General features: G+C 30.6%; 17 protein-coding genes and 1 other RNA gene. 10 read left to right on the top strand and 8 right to left on the bottom strand.

Translation table 11 applies throughout. From position 1 onward, the window contains the following. Positions 1-75 precede the first annotated feature (75 nt). Positions 76-486, bottom strand: coding sequence for a Holliday junction resolvase RuvX (ruvX, locus tag JOP69_RS17455; protein ID WP_203393593.1), 411 nt, complete (start codon positions 484-486; stop codon positions 76-78). A gap of 366 nt (positions 487-852) precedes the next feature. Here ruvX and JOP69_RS17460 point away from each other — a divergent pair, with 366 nt between their 5' ends. The 4 genes from JOP69_RS17460 to JOP69_RS17475 all read left to right on the top strand — a co-directional run bounded on the left by JOP69_RS17460 (position 853) and on the right by JOP69_RS17475 (position 5,121). Next, positions 853-1,668 carry a 2,3,4,5-tetrahydropyridine-2,6-dicarboxylate N-succinyltransferase gene (locus JOP69_RS17460; protein WP_203393592.1) on the top strand — a complete coding sequence of 272 codons (816 nt, stop codon included), beginning with the start codon at positions 853-855 and terminating at the stop codon, positions 1,666-1,668. A gap of 13 nt (positions 1,669-1,681) precedes the next feature. Further along, positions 1,682-2,434 carry a glycosyltransferase family 2 protein gene (locus tag JOP69_RS17465; protein WP_203393591.1) on the top strand — a complete coding sequence of 251 codons (753 nt, stop codon included), beginning with the start codon at positions 1,682-1,684 and terminating at the stop codon, positions 2,432-2,434. A 1-nt stretch (position 2,435) separates the two neighbouring features. Beyond that, a complete protein-coding gene (locus JOP69_RS17470) occupies positions 2,436-3,551 on the top strand; it encodes a glycosyltransferase family 1 protein (protein ID WP_203393590.1) in 1,116 nt (371 codons plus the stop codon). A 148-nt stretch (positions 3,552-3,699) separates the two neighbouring features. After that, positions 3,700-5,121, top strand: coding sequence for a CCA tRNA nucleotidyltransferase (locus JOP69_RS17475; RefSeq protein ID WP_203393589.1), 1,422 nt, complete (start codon positions 3,700-3,702; stop codon positions 5,119-5,121). A gap of 3 nt (positions 5,122-5,124) precedes the next feature. Here the strand turns inward: JOP69_RS17475 and JOP69_RS17480 are convergent, their stop codons facing one another. The 6 genes from JOP69_RS17480 to JOP69_RS17505 all read right to left on the bottom strand — a co-directional run bounded on the left by JOP69_RS17480 (position 5,125) and on the right by JOP69_RS17505 (position 12,209). After that, on the bottom strand, positions 5,125-6,117 hold the full coding sequence (locus tag JOP69_RS17480; protein ID WP_203393588.1) for a glycosyltransferase: 993 nt from the start codon (positions 6,115-6,117) through the stop codon (positions 5,125-5,127). A gap of 5 nt (positions 6,118-6,122) precedes the next feature. Continuing rightward, a complete protein-coding gene (locus tag JOP69_RS17485) occupies positions 6,123-7,061 on the bottom strand; it encodes a glycosyl transferase family 90 (RefSeq protein ID WP_203393587.1) in 939 nt (312 codons plus the stop codon). A gap of 13 nt (positions 7,062-7,074) precedes the next feature. Continuing rightward, positions 7,075-8,904 (bottom strand): ABC transporter ATP-binding protein, encoded by a 1,830-nt coding sequence (locus JOP69_RS17490; RefSeq protein WP_203393586.1) that lies wholly within the window; start codon positions 8,902-8,904, stop codon positions 7,075-7,077. After that, positions 8,904-10,619, bottom strand: coding sequence for a phospho-sugar mutase (locus JOP69_RS17495; RefSeq protein WP_203393585.1), 1,716 nt, complete (start codon positions 10,617-10,619; stop codon positions 8,904-8,906). Before JOP69_RS17495 ends, JOP69_RS17490 begins: the two co-directional genes overlap by 1 nt. A gap of 48 nt (positions 10,620-10,667) precedes the next feature. Then, a complete protein-coding gene (locus JOP69_RS17500; protein ID WP_203393584.1) occupies positions 10,668-11,624 on the bottom strand; it encodes a glycosyltransferase family 2 protein in 957 nt (318 codons plus the stop codon). 63 nt (positions 11,625-11,687) lie between these two features. Beyond that, positions 11,688-12,209 (bottom strand): DUF4199 domain-containing protein, encoded by a 522-nt coding sequence (locus JOP69_RS17505; protein ID WP_203393583.1) that lies wholly within the window; start codon positions 12,207-12,209, stop codon positions 11,688-11,690. 177 nt (positions 12,210-12,386) lie between these two features. Here JOP69_RS17505 and ffs point away from each other — a divergent pair. The 5 genes from ffs (at position 12,387) to JOP69_RS17530 (ending at position 16,794) form a co-directional block, all read left to right on the top strand. Continuing rightward, an RNA gene (ffs, locus tag JOP69_RS17510) (signal recognition particle sRNA small type) lies at positions 12,387-12,485 on the top strand. Between the two features lie 167 nt (positions 12,486-12,652). Further along, positions 12,653-13,456, top strand: coding sequence for an SDR family oxidoreductase (locus JOP69_RS17515; protein WP_203393582.1), 804 nt, complete (start codon positions 12,653-12,655; stop codon positions 13,454-13,456). Positions 13,457-13,695: 239 nt separating this feature from the next. Beyond that, the gene (fsa, locus tag JOP69_RS17520) at positions 13,696-14,349 is read left to right on the top strand and encodes a fructose-6-phosphate aldolase (protein ID WP_203393581.1); all 654 of its coding nucleotides are present in this window, start codon (positions 13,696-13,698) and stop codon (positions 14,347-14,349) included. A gap of 295 nt (positions 14,350-14,644) precedes the next feature. After that, positions 14,645-16,303 (top strand): 2-succinyl-5-enolpyruvyl-6-hydroxy-3-cyclohexene-1-carboxylic-acid synthase, encoded by a 1,659-nt coding sequence (gene menD, locus JOP69_RS17525; protein ID WP_203393580.1) that lies wholly within the window; start codon positions 14,645-14,647, stop codon positions 16,301-16,303. Then, the gene (locus tag JOP69_RS17530) at positions 16,303-16,794 is read left to right on the top strand and encodes a DNA-binding protein (RefSeq protein ID WP_249987321.1); all 492 of its coding nucleotides are present in this window, start codon (positions 16,303-16,305) and stop codon (positions 16,792-16,794) included. Before menD ends, JOP69_RS17530 begins: the two co-directional genes overlap by 1 nt. Positions 16,795-16,991: 197 nt before the next feature. Here the strand turns inward: JOP69_RS17530 and JOP69_RS17535 are convergent, their stop codons facing one another. Further along, the gene (locus JOP69_RS17535; RefSeq protein WP_252191141.1) at positions 16,992-18,119 is read right to left on the bottom strand and encodes an alpha/beta hydrolase-fold protein; all 1,128 of its coding nucleotides are present in this window, start codon (positions 18,117-18,119) and stop codon (positions 16,992-16,994) included. Between the two features lie 98 nt (positions 18,120-18,217). Between JOP69_RS17535 and JOP69_RS17540 the strand changes: the two genes are divergently transcribed. Beyond that, complete coding sequence (locus JOP69_RS17540) at positions 18,218-19,057, top strand: 1,4-dihydroxy-2-naphthoyl-CoA synthase (RefSeq protein WP_203393578.1); 840 nt, start codon at positions 18,218-18,220, stop codon at positions 19,055-19,057. Positions 19,058-19,099 lie beyond the last annotated feature (42 nt).

Genomic DNA, 19,099 nt, shown 5'->3' on the forward strand with positions numbered 1-19,099 from the left:
GAATTTTTATAAGTCATAACTTTTAGAATTATTTTAACAATTCAACAATGCTGTAATTATAGATTTACATAATTGTTATTTGTTATATAAATACGACTGTAAAATGATAGTCGCACTAATTTCATCAACTAAAGCCTTGTTTCTACGTTGCTTTTTATTTAAACCACCATCAATCATTGTTTGAAAAGCCATTTTAGAAGTAAAACGTTCATCAATTCTTAGAAGTGGAATTTGAGGAATTTGTTTTTCTAATTTTTTTAGAAAAGGAAGTATTAACGTTTCACTTTCACTATCTGTATTATTCATCTGTTTCGGTTTTCCTACTATAAAAAGTTCTACCTGATTTTCTGAAATATATTTTTTCAAAAAAGGAATTAAATCATCTGTATTTACAGTTGTTAAACCAGAGGCTATAATTTGTAGTTCATCAGTAACTGCAATACCTGTTCTTTTTTTACCAAAATCAATGGCGAGAATTTTACCCAAATTAAATGTTTTTTGCAAAAATAAAAGTTATAATATAATAACTACTGTTTAATTGAAATATTATCAATTAATGAACGTTTTTTTGTTTTATACTATATAAACATCCAGTTAAATTCGTTTTCTTAATACTTGCCGATAGGTGTACAACTATTCAAATTTATTGTGAATCATTTAAAAAACATTTGTTTGTCAGATGGTTACAGTGAAGTCTTGGTAGTTGATTCTAAAAGCAAAGCGGTCTTAAATCATTTATCTATAATAAATGATAATTGTATTTTAAACAAGATGTAATAATCTGTTTAAAAAACGTATATTCGTCCACGTTTTTGTGGATAGATTTATATTTGCACAAATATACTTATTACGATGAAAGAAATTAGAAAAATCATAGAGTCAGCTTGGGATAATCGCGAGTTGTTAAAAGAAGAAAATACAATTAACACTATTAGAAAAGTTGTTGATTTATTAGATAAAGGAGAGTTAAGAGTTGCAGAGCCAATAGATGGTGGATGGCAAGTTAACGAATGGGTAAAAAAAGCGGTAGTTTTATATTTTCCTATTCAGAAAATGGAAACTTTAGAAGCTGGTATTTTCGAATATCACGATAAAATGCCTTTAAAAACAGATTACGCAGCACAAGGAGTTCGTGTAGTTCCTGGAGCATCTGCTCGTAAAGGATCTTATCTTTCACCAGGTACTATTTTAATGCCAAGTTATGTAAATATTGGTGCGTATGTAGATGAAGGTACTATGGTAGATACTTGGGCAACAGTTGGTTCTTGTGCACAAATTGGTAAAAATGTACACCTTTCTGGTGGTGTTGGTATTGGTGGTGTTTTAGAGCCTTTACAAGCTGCACCTGTAATTATAGAAGACGGAGCTTTTATAGGTTCTAGATGTATTGTTGTAGAAGGAGTAAGAGTCGAAAAAGAAGCGGTTTTAGGTGCAAATGTTGTATTAACAATGAGTACTAAAATTATTGATGTTACTGGTGATGTACCTGTGGAAACTAAAGGTGTAGTACCTGCACGTTCTGTAGTAATTCCTGGTAGTTATACTAAGAAATTTGCAGCAGGAGAATTCAATGTGCCATGTGCATTAATTATCGGAAAAAGAAAAGAAAGTACCAATAAAAAGACTTCTTTAAACGATGCGTTACGTGAATATGATGTAGCAGTTTAAGAATTAAAAAACTATGACAAAAATTACTGCAATTATTCCAACATTAAATGAAGAAATTCATATTGGTGATGCTATTAAATCAGTAAGTTTTGCAGATGAAATTATTGTTATAGATTCTTATAGTACAGATAAAACTTTAGAAATAGCAGAGATGTTAAATGTAAAAATCATCAAACGAAAGTTTGATGATTTTTCTTCTCAAAAAAACTTTGCTATTGACCAAGCAACCCATGCTTGGATTTATATTTTAGATGCAGATGAAAGAGTAACACCTGCTTTAGAAAAAGAAATTTTAGATGTGGTTAAAAACCCTAAAGATTTTGTGGGATATAATATTAGAAGAATAACCTATTTTGCAGGTAAAAATATAAAATATGGTGGTGTTCAAAATGATAGAGTTATACGACTTTTCTTAAAAGATTTTTGTAAATATGATGGAGCTCTTGTGCATGAAAAAATTAATTTTAAAGGAAAAATAGGGGTTTTAAAAGAAAATATAGAACATTATACGTTTAGAGATTATAATCACTATATCAATAAACTAAATAGGTATTCTACCTTAAAGTCAGAAGAATTATTTAGCAAAGGAAAATCGACTGTGAGTCTTTTTCATTTTATTATAAAACCATCCGCTAGGTTTATAAAACATTACTTTATTAAATTGGGTTTTCTTGATGGTTATGCGGGATTAATTTTTGCAAAAACACAATCTTATGGTGTTTTATCTAGATATATTAAACTTTGGTTACTAACTAAAAAAAGTTAAGATGAAAATAGGATTTGATGCAAAAAGAATTTATCACAACACTTCTGGTTTAGGTAATTATGGTAGAGATTTGGTTAGGATTTTATCAGAATTTTATCCGCATAATACTTATAATTTATACAATCCAAAACCGAAAAAAGTAAAACGACTTCAACCAAAAGAAAATATTTTTGAAATTTTACCCGAAACGAAATTCTGGAGAAAATTTTCGTCTATATGGAGACAAGGTCCTATTTTATATCAATTGGAAAAAGATGGTGTTCAAATTTTTCACGGATTAACAGGAGAACTTCCAGGTGGGATACAGAATTCAAAAATAAAAAGTGTTGTTACCATACACGATTTAATTTTTATTAGATATCCTAAGTTATACTCTTTTTTTGATAGAATTATACATCTTAAAAAAGTAAAGTTTTCGGCTAATAATGCTGATAAAATTATCGCGATTAGCGAACAAACTAAAAGAGATATTGTACAGTATTTAAAAATTGATGCAGCTAAAATAGACGTTATTTACCAAGGTTGTCATGCAACTTTTAAAGAAGAAAAATCTACTGTATTTAAAAGAGAGGTTAAAGAGAAGTTTAAGCTACCAGAAAAATTTATATTAAATGTAGGTGCTTTAAACGAGCGAAAAAATATTTTATCTCTTATAAAGGCTATTGAAAATATTGATGTTCCTTTAATAATTATTGGAGGTAAAACGTCTTATTTTAAAGTTTTAGAAAGCTATATAAAGGATAATCAGTTAGAAAAAAAAGTTCATTTTTTAGAAAATGTAAGCATGCCAGAATTATCTGCCATTTATCAGTTGGCATCAGTTTTTGTGTATCCTAGTGTTTTTGAAGGGTTTGGAATTCCGATTATAGAGGCATTATATTCTAAAACACCGGTTATTACAAGTACAGGAAGTTGTTTTTCTGAAGCAGGTGGTACTGATTCTATGTATGTTACTCCTAAGGATGTTGAGGCTTTATCAAGTAAAATACAACTGGTTTTAAACGATGAAAGGTTAGCAAATAACATGATTGAGAAAGGCTTTAAATTTGTGCAGAAATTTAATGATGATGTAATTGCCGAAAAGTATTTTTCTATATACAAAAATCTGCTTTCATAAAGTCTTATTGATTATTTAAAAGGGATGCAAAACTATTTTTCTAGTCTTAAATTAAATGTTAATTTTGCGGTTCAATTAATAAAGAGGTTTTAATGTTATTAGGTAATTTTACTGCACATAAACCTAGTAAATCACAATAAATAAATTCATGCAAAAAATTTTTTTTAAAGAAGCAATCTCATCAGAAATATTTAGTGTAATCTCTAAAGCCTCAAAAGAATTAGGGGTTGATAGTTTTGTGATTGGTGGGTTTGTACGTGATTTTTTATTGAAAAGAGGCAATGCAAAAGATATTGATGTGGTTGCTGTAGGAAGCGGAATTGAGTTAGCTCAAAGAGTTTCTAAACTATTACCGAATAAACCAAAAGTTCAGGTTTTTAAAACGTACGGTACTGCTATGTTGCGTTATAAGGACGTAGAAATTGAATTTGTTGGTGCAAGAAAAGAGTCTTATACAGAAGATAGTAGAAATCCAAATGTAACAGAAGGTTCTTTACAAGACGATCAAAATAGAAGAGATTTAACCATAAATGCCTTGGCTTTAAGTTTAAATGAAACAAATTTTGGGCAATTATTAGATCCGTTTAACGGAATTGAAGATTTAAAAAATAAGGTAATTAAAACACCTTTAAATCCGGATATAACCTATTCGGATGATCCTTTAAGAATGATGCGTGCCATTCGTTTTACAACGCAATTAAATTTTAATATAGAAACAGCATCTGTAGAAGCAATTACTAGAAATGGGTATCGATTAAAAATTATTACTCGCGAAAGAATTGTTGATGAATTAAATAAAATATTAGCATCTCCAAAACCGTCTATAGGTTTCTTGTTGTTAGAAAAAACAGGTTTGTTAAAACAAATTTTGCCTGAGTTAATTGCTTTAAAAGGAGTAGAGGAAGTAGAGGGGCAAAAACATAAAGATAATTTTTATCATACCTTAGAAGTAGTAGATAATATTTCTGAAAATACGGAAGATGTTTGGTTGCGTTGGGCAGCTTTATTACATGATATAGGAAAGGCACCGACCAAAAAATTTAGTAAAAAAGTAGGTTGGACTTTTCATGCGCATGAGTTTGTAGGTTCTAAAATGGTGTATCGTTTATTTAAGCGTTTAAAAATGCCATTAAATAATAAGATGAAGTTTGTTCAGAAAATGGTCATGTTAAGTTCTAGACCTATTGTGTTGGCTACAGAAGTTACGGATTCTGCCGTAAGACGATTGGTTTTTGATGCTGGCGATGATATTAATTCTTTAATGACCTTGTGTGAAGCAGATATTACCACCAAAAACCCAAAGAAATTTAAGCGTTATCATCAAAATTTTGAGTTGGTAAGAGCTAAAATTAAAGAGGTTGAAGAGCGAGATAATATTCGTAATTTTCAGCCACCAGTTACTGGTGAAGAAATTATGAAAGCATTTAATTTAAAACCATGTAGAGAAATTGGGCAAATAAAAGAAGCAATCAAAGAAGCTATTTTAGAGGGTGAAATACCAAATGAACAACAAGCTTCTTATGATTTTATGATTGAAAAAGGGAAAAGTTTAGGTTTAACTTTGGGGTAGTTCTTATTCTTGCCAATCCAAAAATTTAGGTTCGATAACAGCATTTTTATGAGGCGGTGTCAAATTTAATTTCTTGTTATTTAAAACCAATTCATATTTTTCTAAATAGGCTAAAGCCATCACTTTTGCATTGAATACGTCTTGTGCGTATTCATGACATTTTTTTCTTGAAAAATTTGAGTAATTTTCAATAGAACTTGCTAAGTCAGAAGCATTATTAGATAAAAAACCAACTTCTTTGGTTACAATTTCTGGGAGAGAACCATAAGGTGTTCCAAAAACCGGACAACCATAATACAAGCTTTCTGTAATTGCTAATCCAAAAGGTTCGTGCCATTTTACAGGAAAAACTAGTCCTTTAGATTCGTTTAAAATATCGAATTTTTGTTGTCCGCCAATCATTCCGTAAAAGGATGCTCGTGGCGAAAAGGTAAAACGAATTCCCATGTTAACATTAAAACGAACGCCTCCTAAAATTTTAATTTTTTCGTTCTTCGTCTTTTTTATAGTATTAATTGCTCCTGTAACATTTTTTACTCTCCAAGCAGCTTTACCTAAAAAATGAAAATAGTCTTTAGGTGCTTTTAAAGTTGGTTTGCTGTATTCGCTCCAGTCTAATCCGTTGTAAACAAAAGAAGTAGAATTGAATCTTTTGGCATGGTTTTGTGATACAAAAATGGTGTTAGCATCTAATTCTGGTGTATCATTTGCATTTCCATGTTTTGTAATTACATAGGGTTTTTTTAATGTTTCAATATTTTTTGGAGGAAAATTAAAGTGAACAACATCAATATTATTTGGAATTTGACTAAGAATATCAACTTCATCATTTATGTGAATAACATTACCGAAATTACAATGCGATCCTTTTTTTACTAAAAAAGTAATTTTATGGCCTAAATTGTTGAGTTCTTTTCCCAAACTCCAAATTACTCTTTCTGTTCCTCCGTATAAAGTTACAGGAATACTGCCTTTGCTTACTATTAAAATATGCATCGTTTTTATTTAAGTTGTTGGGTTTGTTCAAAAAAAGAATTCATCACTAATAAAGAGAGTACTTTTTCTAATTTAGTATCTTTAAATTGCAGTGTCCAATTTTTTGCATTTTGTATTATTTTTTCAGCTTCTTCTATGTTTTTAGAATAAAAATTCATTTTTTCTTCCATATCAGAATAATCATCTTTTATTAAAACATAATGATGGTTGGGTCTTAGTTTTCCTTCCATATACCAAGTTTCAAATTTTGGTTTAGGCATAAAACACAGAGAATTAGAAGACATAATCCATTTTAAATTCGTGGCTACATCATTGCCTTCAATAGACAAGATAAATTTATATTTTAATTGTTCTTTTATGCTGATAAAATTCGTCTTGTTTTTATCTTTTAGAAAAATAGGTAAAATATTAAAACCTTTTCTGTTTTTAAATTTCTCTACTAGCAGTTTTCTATTTTCCTTGTGCGTAATTCCTCTCCAAACAATTTCGTCTTTTTTATCAGAAAAAGGTGTGGTATCATCAATAAAATTAAAATGTCTTAATTTATTTAAAGGTAAAAGAACGGAATTTCCATTGTGATTAATAGGTCTGCTTTTTACAAAAGTAGGACTTGCTACGTTGGTGTCTACATCTCCAAATAAGAGTTTTACAACTAAATTTTGATTAAAATATCGACCATATTTCATTAAGTCATAATAGTACATACTTTTATGACCTTTTTTTTGGAAATTTTTTAATTGAATTCCATCAATTTTCTTTTGAGGTAGTTTGTTATTGATGTAATAAGTAACTCTTTCTTCAATTAACTTTTTAGGATATTTATTCTGATAATCTATCCAATGTTTTAACTTTTTGTTGAAAAAACTTCTAGGTAAAGCATCTAAGAAACCATTTTTAATATAATAAAAGGTTTTATTTCTTTTAAAAAAAGTAAGGACGCCCATCTTAATATTGATTTTAGCTTAAAGATTGCATAGAAACCAGTTTAAAATATTCGCCTTTTTTAGCCAATAATTCTTCGTGTTTTCCTTGTTCTACAATTTTTCCTTTTTTTAGTACTACAATTTTATCTGCTTTCTGTATGGTAGATAATCTGTGTGCAATCACTAAAGAAGTTCTGTTTTGCATCATCTTTTCTAAGGCAACTTGTACCAATTGTTCAGATTCGGTATCGAGAGCAGAAGTTGCTTCATCCAATATCATAATTGGTGGATTCTTTAGAACCGCTCTGGCAATAGACAAACGTTGTTTTTGTCCGCCAGAAAGAGTGTTTCCACTATCACCAATATTAGTTTCAAATTTTGCCGGTAAATTTTGAATGAACTCATTAGCATTCGCAATTTCAGAAGCTTCTAAAACAGCTTCTTCAGAGGCGCTTTCGGTTCCTAATTTTATATTGTTAGCAATGGTGTCATTAAATAAAATAGAATCTTGAGTTACAATTCCCATTAAGCCACGTAAAGACTTTTTAGTAATGTCCTTAATGTTTTCTCCATCAATGGTAACTTCACCTTTGTTTACATCATAAAAGCGAGTAATAAGGTTTGCTAATGTAGATTTTCCACTTCCAGATTGACCAACCAAGGCAACAGTTTGTCCTTTTTTAACGGTTAAAGAAAAATCTTTTAGAACATATTCTTTTTTGTATTTAAAAGAAATATTTTTAAACGCAATTTCATTTTCAAAATTTTGTTTAACAATAGCATTTGGTTTGTCTTTAATACTGTTTTCGGTATTTAAAACTTCCATTATTCTTTCTGCGGATGCATCTCCTTTTTGAATATCTGAATAAGTTGTTGCAATAGCTTTTACAGGGTTTAATACGAGGTAAAATAAACCAATATATCCAAAAAACTCTTGTGGTTTCATATCGCTATTTTCACCTAAAACTAATTTACCTCCATACCAAAGAATGGCAATGATAGTGGTAACACCTAAAAACTCACTCATAGGCGATGCCATAGATTTTCTATGGATAACTTTGGTCATTAGTTTACTGTATTTATCTGTAGAATCTGTAAATCTAGATTCTATTCTCTTTTCTGCATTAAAAGCTTTTATAACGCGTAAACCAGTTAGGGTTTCTTCTATAAAAGATAAAAAGTTACCGGTTTCTTGCTGTGCTAATAAAGAATTTGCTTTTAATTTTTTACTGATAGATGAAATAATAAACCCAGAAACTGGTAATAATATAAAAACAAATAAAGTTAATTTTACACTTATGGCAAACATAGAAATAAGTGTAAAAACTATTGTTAAAGGTTCTCTAACAATGGTTTCTAAAGAAGTTAAAAATGTAGTTTCTACTTCTTTTACATCAGCGGTTAACCTAGCAATGGTATCTCCTTTTTTCTTTTCGGAAAAATAGGCGATGGGTAATTCTAATATTTTATTGTATAATTTATCTCTAATATCCTTAACAACTCCATTTCTAAGAAAAGCTAAAACATAAGAAGCTAGGTATCTAAAAAGATTTTTAAAGAAGAATAAACTAAAAGAAAGTACGCAAATAAATAATAATGCCTTATCAATTCCTCCGTTATCTAACATGTTAGTAACAGAGAAATTAATAGAGCCTTGTACATAATCGTAAATACTGCTTATGCCGTCATACACTGGTTTTTGATGTACTTTTTCTTCTTTACCAAATAATATACCTAAAACAGGAATAAAACCGAGTACAGATAGTACATTAAAAACGGCATATAAAATATTAAAAAACACATTTAACAATGCAAATTTTTTGTAAGGTTTTGCAAACTTTAAAATGTCTTTAAAATGATTCATTAATTCAATTTCATTTCTTTAATTATTCTTTGAATTTTAGCATCTAATGCGGCTTCCGTAGCTTTAGCATTTTTAGCGTTGTCTAATTTGGTGTTTACACTAAAGTAGAACTTTATTTTTGGTTCCGTTCCACTTGGTCTTGCAGCAATTCTTGTTCCTGATGTAGTTTGATATATTAACACATTAGATTTAGGCATGTCAATAGCAGTTACCTCACCAGTAATTAAATTCTTTTTTGTTGATGCATCATAGTCGCAAAGAGATTCTACTTTTTCTCCATCAATTTCTGTTAAAGGGTTGTTACGCATATCACTTAACATTTGCTGAATTTCTGCAGCACCATCCATACCTTTTTTAGTAATTGAAATTAAATGCTCTTTGTAGAAGCTGTTTTTAATATAAATCTCTAATAATTCTTCATAAAAAGAAGCTCCGTTTTGTTTTGCATAAGCAGCAACTTCACAAGCTAAAAGAGTTGCTGTTACAGCATCTTTATCTCTTACAAAACCACCAACCATATATCCAAAACTTTCTTCTCCACCACCAATAAAATCGAGTTCAGGGAAATCTCTTACCATTTTAGCAATCCATTTAAAACCTGTTAAACCAACTTTGGTTTCTACGTTATAACTAGCGGCAACATCATTTACTAACTCAGTAGAAACAATAGTAGAACCTACAAATTGATTTCCTTTAATTTTACCTTCTTCTTTCCATTTTTTTAACAAGAATTCTGTCATAACAACCATTGTTTGGTTCCCATTCATTAATTTCATGTTACCATCTAAATCTCTAATAGCAACACCTAATCGATCACAATCAGGATCCGTACCAATTACAATATCAGCGCCAATTTTGTTTGCTAAATCGGTAGCCATTTTTAAAGCTTCTGGTTCTTCTGGGTTTGGAGATTTTACTGTTGGGAAATCTCCATTAGGTACTCTTTGTTCTTCAACAATATGTACATCTGTATATCCTGCTTTTGCTAATGCATCTGGTACAGAAACTATAGAAGTACCATGTAAAGAGGTAAATACAATTTTTAAGTTCTTTCTATCAATTTTGTCAGATAAAGATCCGTTTTTTACAGAAGCTTCAATAAATACATCATCAACATTTTTACCAATTACCTCAATTAAATCTTCATTTGCATTAAAGTTAACTTCAGAGAAGTCTAATGCATTTACGTTTCCAATAATTCCACCGTCATGCGGAGGAACAATTTGTCCACCGTCTGCCCAATACACTTTATATCCGTTATATTCTGGTGGGTTGTGAGATGCCGTTAATACAATACCTGCATCACATCCTAAATGACGTACAGCAAAAGATAATTCTGGAGTAGGACGTAAATCTTCAAAAAGAAATACTTTTATATTATTTGCAGATAAGACATCTGCTACAATCTTTGCAAACTTTTTACTATTATGTCTACAATCAAAAGCAATTACTACGCTTAATTGTTCTTTTTTTACGTTTTCTATTAAGTAATTAGACAAGCCTTGTGTTGCTCTACCTAAGGTGTATTTATTAATTCTGTTGGTTCCTGCACCCATAATCCCACGCATTCCACCAGTACCAAATTCCATGTTTTTATAGAATCGGTCGGCTAAAGCATCTGGGTTATTTGTGATTAGATCTTGAATTTCTGTTTGAGTTTCAGCGTCAAAAGTTGATGTTAACCATTGTTTTGCTTTGTCTAAAATATTATCCATTGTATAGAGATTGTGTTGTATTACTTAATTTATGTACAAATATACTATTTAGAAATTGAGTTTTTCTTTAATTGTATAGTGTTTTTCGTTGCTCTTTGTTTTTATTATGAGTTCCCCAATAAATCCGGCTAAAAATAATAAAGTTCCTAAAATCATGGAAGTTAATGCAATATAGAACCAAGGATTATCTGTAATTAAAATTGTTTTTATGCCATTAAATACTTTATAAAGTTTGAAAGCACCAATGTAAAAGGCAGATGTAATTCCGAATAAAAACATTAAGGTTCCCCAAAGTCCAAAAATATGCATGGGTCTTTTACCAAATTTAGATAAAAAAGAAATAGTAATCAGATCTAAAAAACCATTTACAAAACGGTCCATTCCAAATTTTGTTTCTCCGTATTTTCTTGCTTGGTGTTGTACTACTTTTTCTCCAATCTTAGTATACCCTTCATTTTTAGCTAAAACCGGAATGTATCTGTGCATTTCGCCACTTACTTTTACAGATTTTATCACCTCGTTTTTGTACGCTTTTAATCCGCAATTAAAATCGTTTAGTTTTAAACCAGATGTTTTTCTGGCTGCTGCATTAAATAATTTAGAAGGTATGTTTTTAGTGATAACATTGTCATAACGTTTCTTTTTCCAACCAGAAATAAGATCGAAATCTTCTTTAATAATTAAATCGTACAATTCAGGAATTTCATCTGGATTGTCTTGTAAATCGGCATCCATGGTTATAACTACGTCACCTTTTGCCATTTCAAAACCAGCGTCTAAAGCTTGAGATTTTCCATAGTTTTTTTGAAACCGAATTCCTTTTACTTCTGTATGTTTGGTTGATAGTTTTTCAATTACATTCCAAGAATTATCTGTGCTGCCATCATCAATAAAAATAATTTCATATAAATAACGATTGGATTGCATCACTTTTGCAATCCAATCGTATAATTCTTGTAAAGATTCATCTTCGTTAAGAAGTGGTATTACTACCGAGATATCCATGTTCTTTTTATTCAATATTTATAATTCAAAGTTTAGTTTGTACAAAACCTAGAATATTAAAATTTAGTATGTTTCTTCTTCGTTTTTTTTCATTATTGCTGCGACTATTGCAGAAACAATAAAACCAAAGAATGCGGATGTTGCTAAAATAATAGCGGATAATATGCCCGGAGACTGAAATTTTTCTGCCATTGCAGTAGAAGCATCAATTTGTTCTTCTGTCATACCAAAATCTAACCATTTTTGTTGTTGTAATTCCATAGCTTGTTGTTGAAAAGTAGGGTCTATGAAATTCATGAAAATTAATGTGTAAACTAAACCAATTACGGCACTAATCATTGTTATTCCTAAACCTATTTTAACGCCTTCTCCCCAAGAAATAAAACCACCATTTGCTGTTCTAAATGTTTTAATACCTATTATAATAAGCGTTATCATAGCAATAAAACTTACAACACTATTTATCCATTGAAATTCTAATAAAGTTCCTGTGGCAAAAAGAATTAAGTGTGTAATTACACCAATAAGACCTAAGTATAGACCGTAATTTAGTATGATGTTTTTACTATTTGCTTGATTTTCCATTTTTTTTTTAAAAGTTTAGTTATACAAATATATTGTTTTCATTGTTGATAGTTTTTAATTATTCATAAAAGTTTGTTTACTATCACAACAATACATTAGTATTCAGACTATTGAAAATGTTACAAAAAATTTACACTTTTTTTATTGTCAAAATAAAAATAGATTGTAAATTTGCCGCGGCAAGTCCTACACAACTAGCTCCCTTTGAATCCTCCAGGGCGGGAACGCAGCAAAGGTATTAGGTTGTAGCAGTGTGATGTAGGTAGCTTGCCATTTTTTATTTACTATAATTTAATTCTGAACTTCTTCAGAATTTTTCTTTTTTATAATAGTTATTAACTTTCTCCTTTTTAGTTTTCTACACTTAGTTTTAAGATATTTGCTAATATTTAAAGATGTTACTTAGTAAACATTGAATCTTAATTCTAGAATTTTAAATTTTTATGAGTAAAGTTGTATTAATTACCGGTGCTTCGTCCGGAATAGGAAAATCTATTGCTACGTTTTTATCTGAAAAAGGATATAAAGTTTATGGTACAAGCAGAAACCCTAAGAACTCAGAAAACTTTTCTTTTGATCTGATTGCTTTAGATGTTTTAAAAGTGGATACTATAAATAAGGCAATCGATTTTATTATCAAGAAAGAAGGTAGGTTGGATGTTTTGGTGAATAATGCAGGAATGGGAATTACTGGCCCAATTGAAGATACGCCAACAGATGAAATGCGTGCTGTTTTTAATACGAACTTATTTGGTGCTGTAGATGTGATGAAAGCGGCTTTACCACAAATGCGCAAACAAAAATCGGGTACTATTATAAACGTAACTTCTATTGCTGGTTATATGGGATTGCCTTTCAGAGGATTATATTCTGCCACAAAAGGAGCTTTAGAAACAATAACGGAAGCGACCAGTATGGAAGTGAAACCATTCGGGATTAAAGTTGCTTGTGTTGCTCCTGGAGATTTTGCAACCAATATTGCTGCAGGAAGATATCATACGCCTGTTTTTGATGATTCTGCTTACAAAGAAAATTATCAAATGAATTTAAATTTGATGGACGCGCATGTAAGCGGAGGAATGGATCCGATAGAAATGGCAAAAGCGGTGCATAAGATTATAGAAACTAAAAACCCGAAAATACATTACAAGGTTGGTGGTTTTATGGAAAAATTCTCTATTGTTTTAAAACGAATTTTACCAGATAGAATGTATGAGAAGATTTTAATGAACCATTATAAATTGTAGATTCTGATCAAGATCTCACAGGTTTTTAAAACCTGTGAGGTCTGAAAATATCTTTATTTAACTTCTAAGAATTGTTATGAACTAACTATCTTTGCGTTAGGGATTGAAGCAATTGTTTGAGCTCTTTTTTGTTTTTTAACAAAAAAAGCGAGTGCGTAAAGCCCGCTCGAACGCCCAAAACCTCTCGACTCCGCTCGAGATGACAATTATTAAGAACAATTACAACTAAATATATATAAATGAAATTTTTTATTGACACTGCAAATTTAGAGCAAATTAAAGAAGCGCAAGCTTTAGGTATTTTAGACGGAGTTACTACAAACCCATCTTTAATGGCTAAAGAAGGAATTACTGGCGAAGTAAATATTATTAACCATTACAAAGCAATTTGTGAATTGGTAGATGGTGATGTTTCTGCAGAAGTAATTGCTACAGATTTTGACGGAATGGTAAAAGAAGGAGAAGCTTTGGCTGCTTTAAATCCTCAGATTGTGGTAAAATTACCAATGATTAAAGACGGTGTAAAAGCGTGTAAATACTTTTCTTCTAAAGGAATTAAAACAAACGTAACGTTAGTGTTTTCTGCAGGTCAGGCTTTATTGGCTGCTAAAGCAGGAGCAACGTATGTTTCTCCGTTTATTGGTCGTTTAGATGATATTTCTACAGACGGAATGAACTTGATTAAAGAAATTCGTTTAATTTATGACAATTACGGTTTCGAAACTCAAATTTTAGCGGCTTCTGTACGTAATACAATGCATATTATTAACTGTGCAAAATTAGGATCGGACGTTATGACTGGGCCTTTAAGTGCAATTGAAGGTTTGTTAAAACACCCTTTAACAGATAGTGGTTTGGCTAAATTTTTAGCAGATTACCAAAAAGGGAATTAATAAACCCATCCTAACCTTACTGAAGGGAAGGAGCTGTGGTGGGAATTGAGTGTGGAAAATGTTTATTTGAAGCTATTTCCTGCTTTCGCTACTCGCTTTTTTTGCTAAAAAGGCAAAAAAGAGCTCAAACAGACCGCTCAATCAGGGCTAAACTTGTTTGCGAGCTAATAGCTAATAAATAAAATTAAAGAGTCGTTAACTTTCATAGTAATAAATGAAAGTTTGCGACTTTTTTATCTTCAATAACTTTTTGACTTTGTAACTTTGCGGCTTTGTAACTTTGCAACTATATTAAATGTACCCAAAGAAACCTTTAGCACAAATTGTAATTTCAGCATGTATTCAATTTCATATTGATACCGTTGTTATTTCTCCAGGATCTAGAAATGCTCCGTTAACGGTTGGTTTTTCTAATCACCCAGAAATAAAAGCATTAAGTGTGGTAGATGAGCGTTGTGCTGCTTTTTTTGCATTAGGTATTGCGCAACAAACTCAGAAACCTGTAGCCATTATTTGTACCTCTGGTTCTGCATTGTTAAATTATTATCCGGCAATTGCAGAAGCTTTTTACAGCAACATTCCGTTGGTTGTAATTTCTGCGGACAGACCAAAACATTTAATTGATATTGGAGACGGGCAAACGATTCGTCAAGAAAATGTGTTTGATAATCATATTTTGTTCGCTGCCAATCTAATTGAGAACGAGAAATATAAAACACGTAATTCTCAATTAATAGGAGAAGCTTTGCAAATAGCAGTTTCACAAAAAGGACCTGTGCATATAAACGTTCCGTTTGATGAGCCTTTGTATGAAACTGTTGAAGAAATGCAAAGTTTTAATTTTCCGCATATTGCTTTAAGTTCTTTAGATAATTCTCATATTGATTATGGGAATTTATCAAAAATATGGAATGCAGTAGAAAAGAAAATGATTCTTGTTGGCGTTAATTATCCTGATGCCGATTTACATAAATTAATGGATTTGTATGCAGAGGATGAATCTGTGTTAATCTTAACAGAAACAACCTCTAATTTACATCAAGAAAAGTCTGTTAATTCTATAGATCAGTTAATTTTTTCTTTGGATGAAAATCAGTTTGAAGATTTAAAACCAGAGGTGTTAATTACTTTTGGAGGCATGATTGTTTCTAAGAAAATTAAACAGTTTTTAAGAAAATATCAACCAAAACATCATTGGAATATAGATGAAAAGAAAGCAGTAAATACGTTTTTCTGTTTGTCAGAATTTATACAAATAAAACCATTAGATTTCTTTTTGAAATTTAATAAAGAAATAATAAAAAAAGAAAGTAAGTATCAACAAAAATGGTTGCAAATTTGTGATGAAAAACGTGTAAAACATCAAGAATATTTATCAAAAGCAACACATTCAGATTTTAAAGTTTTTGAGCAGGTTGTAGAAAGTATTCCAGCTAATAGTAAGTTGCAAATTAGTAATAGTTCTATTATTAGATATGCGCAATTATTTTCTATTGATAAATCAAACAAGGTGTTTTGTAATAGAGGAACAAGCGGAATTGACGGAAGTACTTCAACGGCAATTGGAGCCGCTTTTGCAAGTGAAAAGCAGACGGTTTTTATCTCTGGAGATATTAGTTTTTTCTATGATAGTAATGCTTTGTGGAACGCTAATATTCCGAAGGATTTTAGAATTATATTAATCAATAATTCTGGTGGTGGAATTTTTAAAATTATTCCGGGACCAGGAACTACCAATGCTGCGAGGTATTTTGAAACTCCGCATACTTTAACTGCAGAACATTTATGTAAAATGTACGAGTTAGATTATTTAAAGGCAGATTCTACCGAAACAGTAACAGCACAATTAAAAGGTTTTTATGAAGCATCAGAAAAACCAAAAATATTAGAAATCTTTACGCCAAGTGAAGAAAATAATTTAATTTTAAAAGAATATTTTAAATATATACAATAATGAGTTTACAAGAAGATTTATACGACGAAGAAGAGAACTTGCAAGATGACGAAAATAACTCGGAAGAGGTAGAGATGTACTTGAAAGAGGGAGATAAAGTTAGCTTAGTAATTGAGACAGAAACCAATTTAGGGTATACCGTTTTAATTAATGAAGAATTTGATGGTTTACTTTTTAGAAGTGAAGTTTTTCAGGAATTAGAAGAGAATATGGAAGTTACAGGATACATCAAGCAAATACGTGAAGACGGAAAAATAGATGTTTCTTTAAGACCACAAGGTTTTAGAAATGTAATAGATTCTGATGTAGAGAAAGTATTGACAAAATTAAAAGAGAGTAGAGAAGGTTTTTTATTATTAACAGATAAAAGTTCTCCAGATTCTATTCGTTTTCATATGAAAATGAGTAAAAAAGCCTTTAAAAAAGCTGTTGGAAATTTATATAGACAAAAACTAATTCTTATTAAAGAAGATAGAATAGAGTTGGTGTAACATCAGTATTCAGTCGTCAGTTAGCAGTAGGCAGTAAAGTTATTTTTTTATAAATTTTATTTGTTATTTTTTTAACGATTATAGATTTTTTAATTTTGCATACTGCATACTGCATACTGCATACTGCATACTGCATACTGCATACTGCATACTGCATACTGCATACTGCATACTGCATACTGCATACGACATACTTTTTACCTTCCGCCCAATCTTAAAATATTTTCATAAAACTTATCGGCATTTGGGTCTGCAGGATCCATTTTTCCGTAACCAATTTTATACTGTATAATAGCTTTTCTAATTTGTTTTCCTTTTTCGTAATATTTACCAACATAATAATCACCTAAAGGAGATGATGGATATAATTTTAGAATCATTTTACCAAACGGAAGTAATTGATCTCCATTTTCTTTTTCCATAACTATTTTTTCTATTGCATACACATCACTTTCTCTAATATCTAAATTACTCCCAAAAAGGAATTCAATTTCTACGTATTTGTTTTCTAAATAAGCAATTGCGTCAGAAGGAGATAAATCTTTTATATTATTCTCAAATTCTTCTTTAGAAATAGCAGAGTAAACTTCAAAAACTTTGTTTAAAGCTCTAGGAATTGCTTCGCTCATTGCAGATATGCTGCTAGTAGTATTTATAGTGTCATTTATAATATTAAAGTTTTTTAACTCTAAAGCACTTAAACCTGTTTGTAATTCTCCTATTTGAGTCTGTTTTGTTGTAGAAAATGAAGTGGAGTTGTTGATGTACAAGTAAAAAGTGTTGTCTTCTTTTAATAATCTAGGTAAATTATAATCTTGCATTTGTTGTCCTGTAAAATCAGAAAAAGTAGGATTTATACAAATGTAAGAGTTGATCAGAGGGATTTCTTCACCTAAAAAAAAGGAAACTAAGTTGGCAGAAGTGCCTTCCCCTACAATAGTAATAAAAGGAGAAGTATTGTAATTACTTTCCAATTCAAAAATTACTTCATCTTTTATAAATTGATAAAACTTCTTATTATCTGTAGTTAATTCTCCATTAGTTACATTAAAATAGGTGTCTTTTTTTCTGGTTTTAGCCATTTCAATTCCTACCACAATTTGTTTAGGGGCTTTGCCTTTAGCTGCAAATAAAACAGAATTACCAACATAAGTATCAAACAAAAACTCACTATCTAAAACAATAGCTAAAGGATAGTTTTTTTCTTCATTTTTGTCATAACCCTTTGGAAGGTAGATTCTTATTTTTCTTTGATCATCAGCATAATCAGATAGGATAGTTTTTTTTATAATATTTTGAGAAAACCCGCTAAGGCAAAACAGCATAAATATTAGTATGAACGATTTCTTTATCATAAATTTGATTCTTTATTTTTGTAACCAATTATTTTGTTCTTCTAAAAGAACGTCCAAAATACAAAATTATGATACAACCCGAGTGGAAAACTGTTAAAGAATACGAAGACATTACCTATAAGAAGTGTAATGGAGTTGCTAGAATAGCGTTTAATAGGCCTAATGTTAGAAATGCTTTTAGACCTAAAACAACCAAAGAATTATACGATGCTTTTTATGATGCAGGAGAAGATGTAAACATTGGTGTGGTACTACTTTCTGCAGAAGGGCCCAGCACCAAAGATGGTGTGTATTCTTTTTGTTCTGGAGGTGATCAAAAAGCGCGTGGACATCAAGGTTATGTTGGTGAAGATGGGTATCACAGGTTAAATATTTTAGAAGTACAACGTTTAATAAGGTTTATGCCAAAAGCTGTAATTGCAGTGGTTCCGGGTTGGGCAGTTGGTGGCGGACATAGTTTACATGTGGTTTGCGATTTAACTTTGGCTTCTAAAGAACATGCAATTTTTAAACAAACAGATGCCGATGTAACTTCTTTTGATGGTGGTTATGGTTCTGCTTATTTGGCAAAAATGGTAGGGCAAAAAAGAGCTCGTGAAATTTTCTTTTTAGGAAGAAATTATTCTGCACAAGAAGCGTATGATATGGGCATGGTAAATGCCGTTATTCCGCATGAAGAATTAGAAGATACGGCTTATGAATGGGCGCAAGAAATATTAGCTAAAAGTCCGACTTCTATAAAAATGTTAAAGTTTGCCATGAATTTAACAGATGATGGTATGGTTGGTCAGCAAGTTTTTGCTGGTGAAGCTACCCGTTTAGCATATATGACTGATGAAGCAAAAGAAGGAAGAGATGCTTTTCTTGAAAAGAGAAAACCAAACTTTCCTAAAAAATGGATACCATAACCAATTAACAATTTTGAAATTAATAATTACGAATTATCAACA

The sequence above is a fragment of the Polaribacter sp. Q13 genome (genome assembly GCF_016858305.2).
Classification (GTDB): Bacteria; Bacteroidota; Bacteroidia; order Flavobacteriales; family Flavobacteriaceae; genus Polaribacter.

Excerpts from the sequence above, each read along its gene's own strand:
- JOP69_RS17535 (WP_252191141.1), bottom strand. The coding sequence starts at position 18,119 with ATGCTGTTTTGCCTTAGCGGGTTTTCTCAAAATATTATAAAAAAAACT.
- JOP69_RS17505 (WP_203393583.1), bottom strand. The coding sequence starts at position 12,209 with ATGGAAAATCAAGCAAATAGTAAAAACATCATACTAAATTACGGTCTA.
- JOP69_RS17540 (WP_203393578.1), top strand. The coding sequence starts at position 18,218 with ATGATACAACCCGAGTGGAAAACTGTTAAAGAATACGAAGACATTACC.
- JOP69_RS17500 (WP_203393584.1), bottom strand. The coding sequence starts at position 11,624 with ATGGATATCTCGGTAGTAATACCACTTCTTAACGAAGATGAATCTTTA.
- fsa (WP_203393581.1), top strand. The coding sequence starts at position 13,696 with ATGAAATTTTTTATTGACACTGCAAATTTAGAGCAAATTAAAGAAGCG.
- menD (WP_203393580.1), top strand. The coding sequence starts at position 14,645 with ATGTACCCAAAGAAACCTTTAGCACAAATTGTAATTTCAGCATGTATT.
- JOP69_RS17475 (WP_203393589.1), top strand. The coding sequence starts at position 3,700 with ATGCAAAAAATTTTTTTTAAAGAAGCAATCTCATCAGAAATATTTAGT.
- JOP69_RS17480 (WP_203393588.1), bottom strand. The coding sequence starts at position 6,117 with ATGCATATTTTAATAGTAAGCAAAGGCAGTATTCCTGTAACTTTATAC.
- JOP69_RS17460 (WP_203393592.1), top strand. The coding sequence starts at position 853 with ATGAAAGAAATTAGAAAAATCATAGAGTCAGCTTGGGATAATCGCGAG.
- JOP69_RS17485 (WP_203393587.1), bottom strand. The coding sequence starts at position 7,061 with ATGGGCGTCCTTACTTTTTTTAAAAGAAATAAAACCTTTTATTATATT.
- JOP69_RS17495 (WP_203393585.1), bottom strand. The coding sequence starts at position 10,619 with ATGGATAATATTTTAGACAAAGCAAAACAATGGTTAACATCAACTTTT.
- JOP69_RS17530 (WP_249987321.1), top strand. The coding sequence starts at position 16,303 with ATGAGTTTACAAGAAGATTTATACGACGAAGAAGAGAACTTGCAAGAT.
- JOP69_RS17515 (WP_203393582.1), top strand. The coding sequence starts at position 12,653 with ATGAGTAAAGTTGTATTAATTACCGGTGCTTCGTCCGGAATAGGAAAA.
- JOP69_RS17465 (WP_203393591.1), top strand. The coding sequence starts at position 1,682 with ATGACAAAAATTACTGCAATTATTCCAACATTAAATGAAGAAATTCAT.
- JOP69_RS17470 (WP_203393590.1), top strand. The coding sequence starts at position 2,436 with ATGAAAATAGGATTTGATGCAAAAAGAATTTATCACAACACTTCTGGT.
- JOP69_RS17490 (WP_203393586.1), bottom strand. The coding sequence starts at position 8,904 with ATGAATCATTTTAAAGACATTTTAAAGTTTGCAAAACCTTACAAAAAA.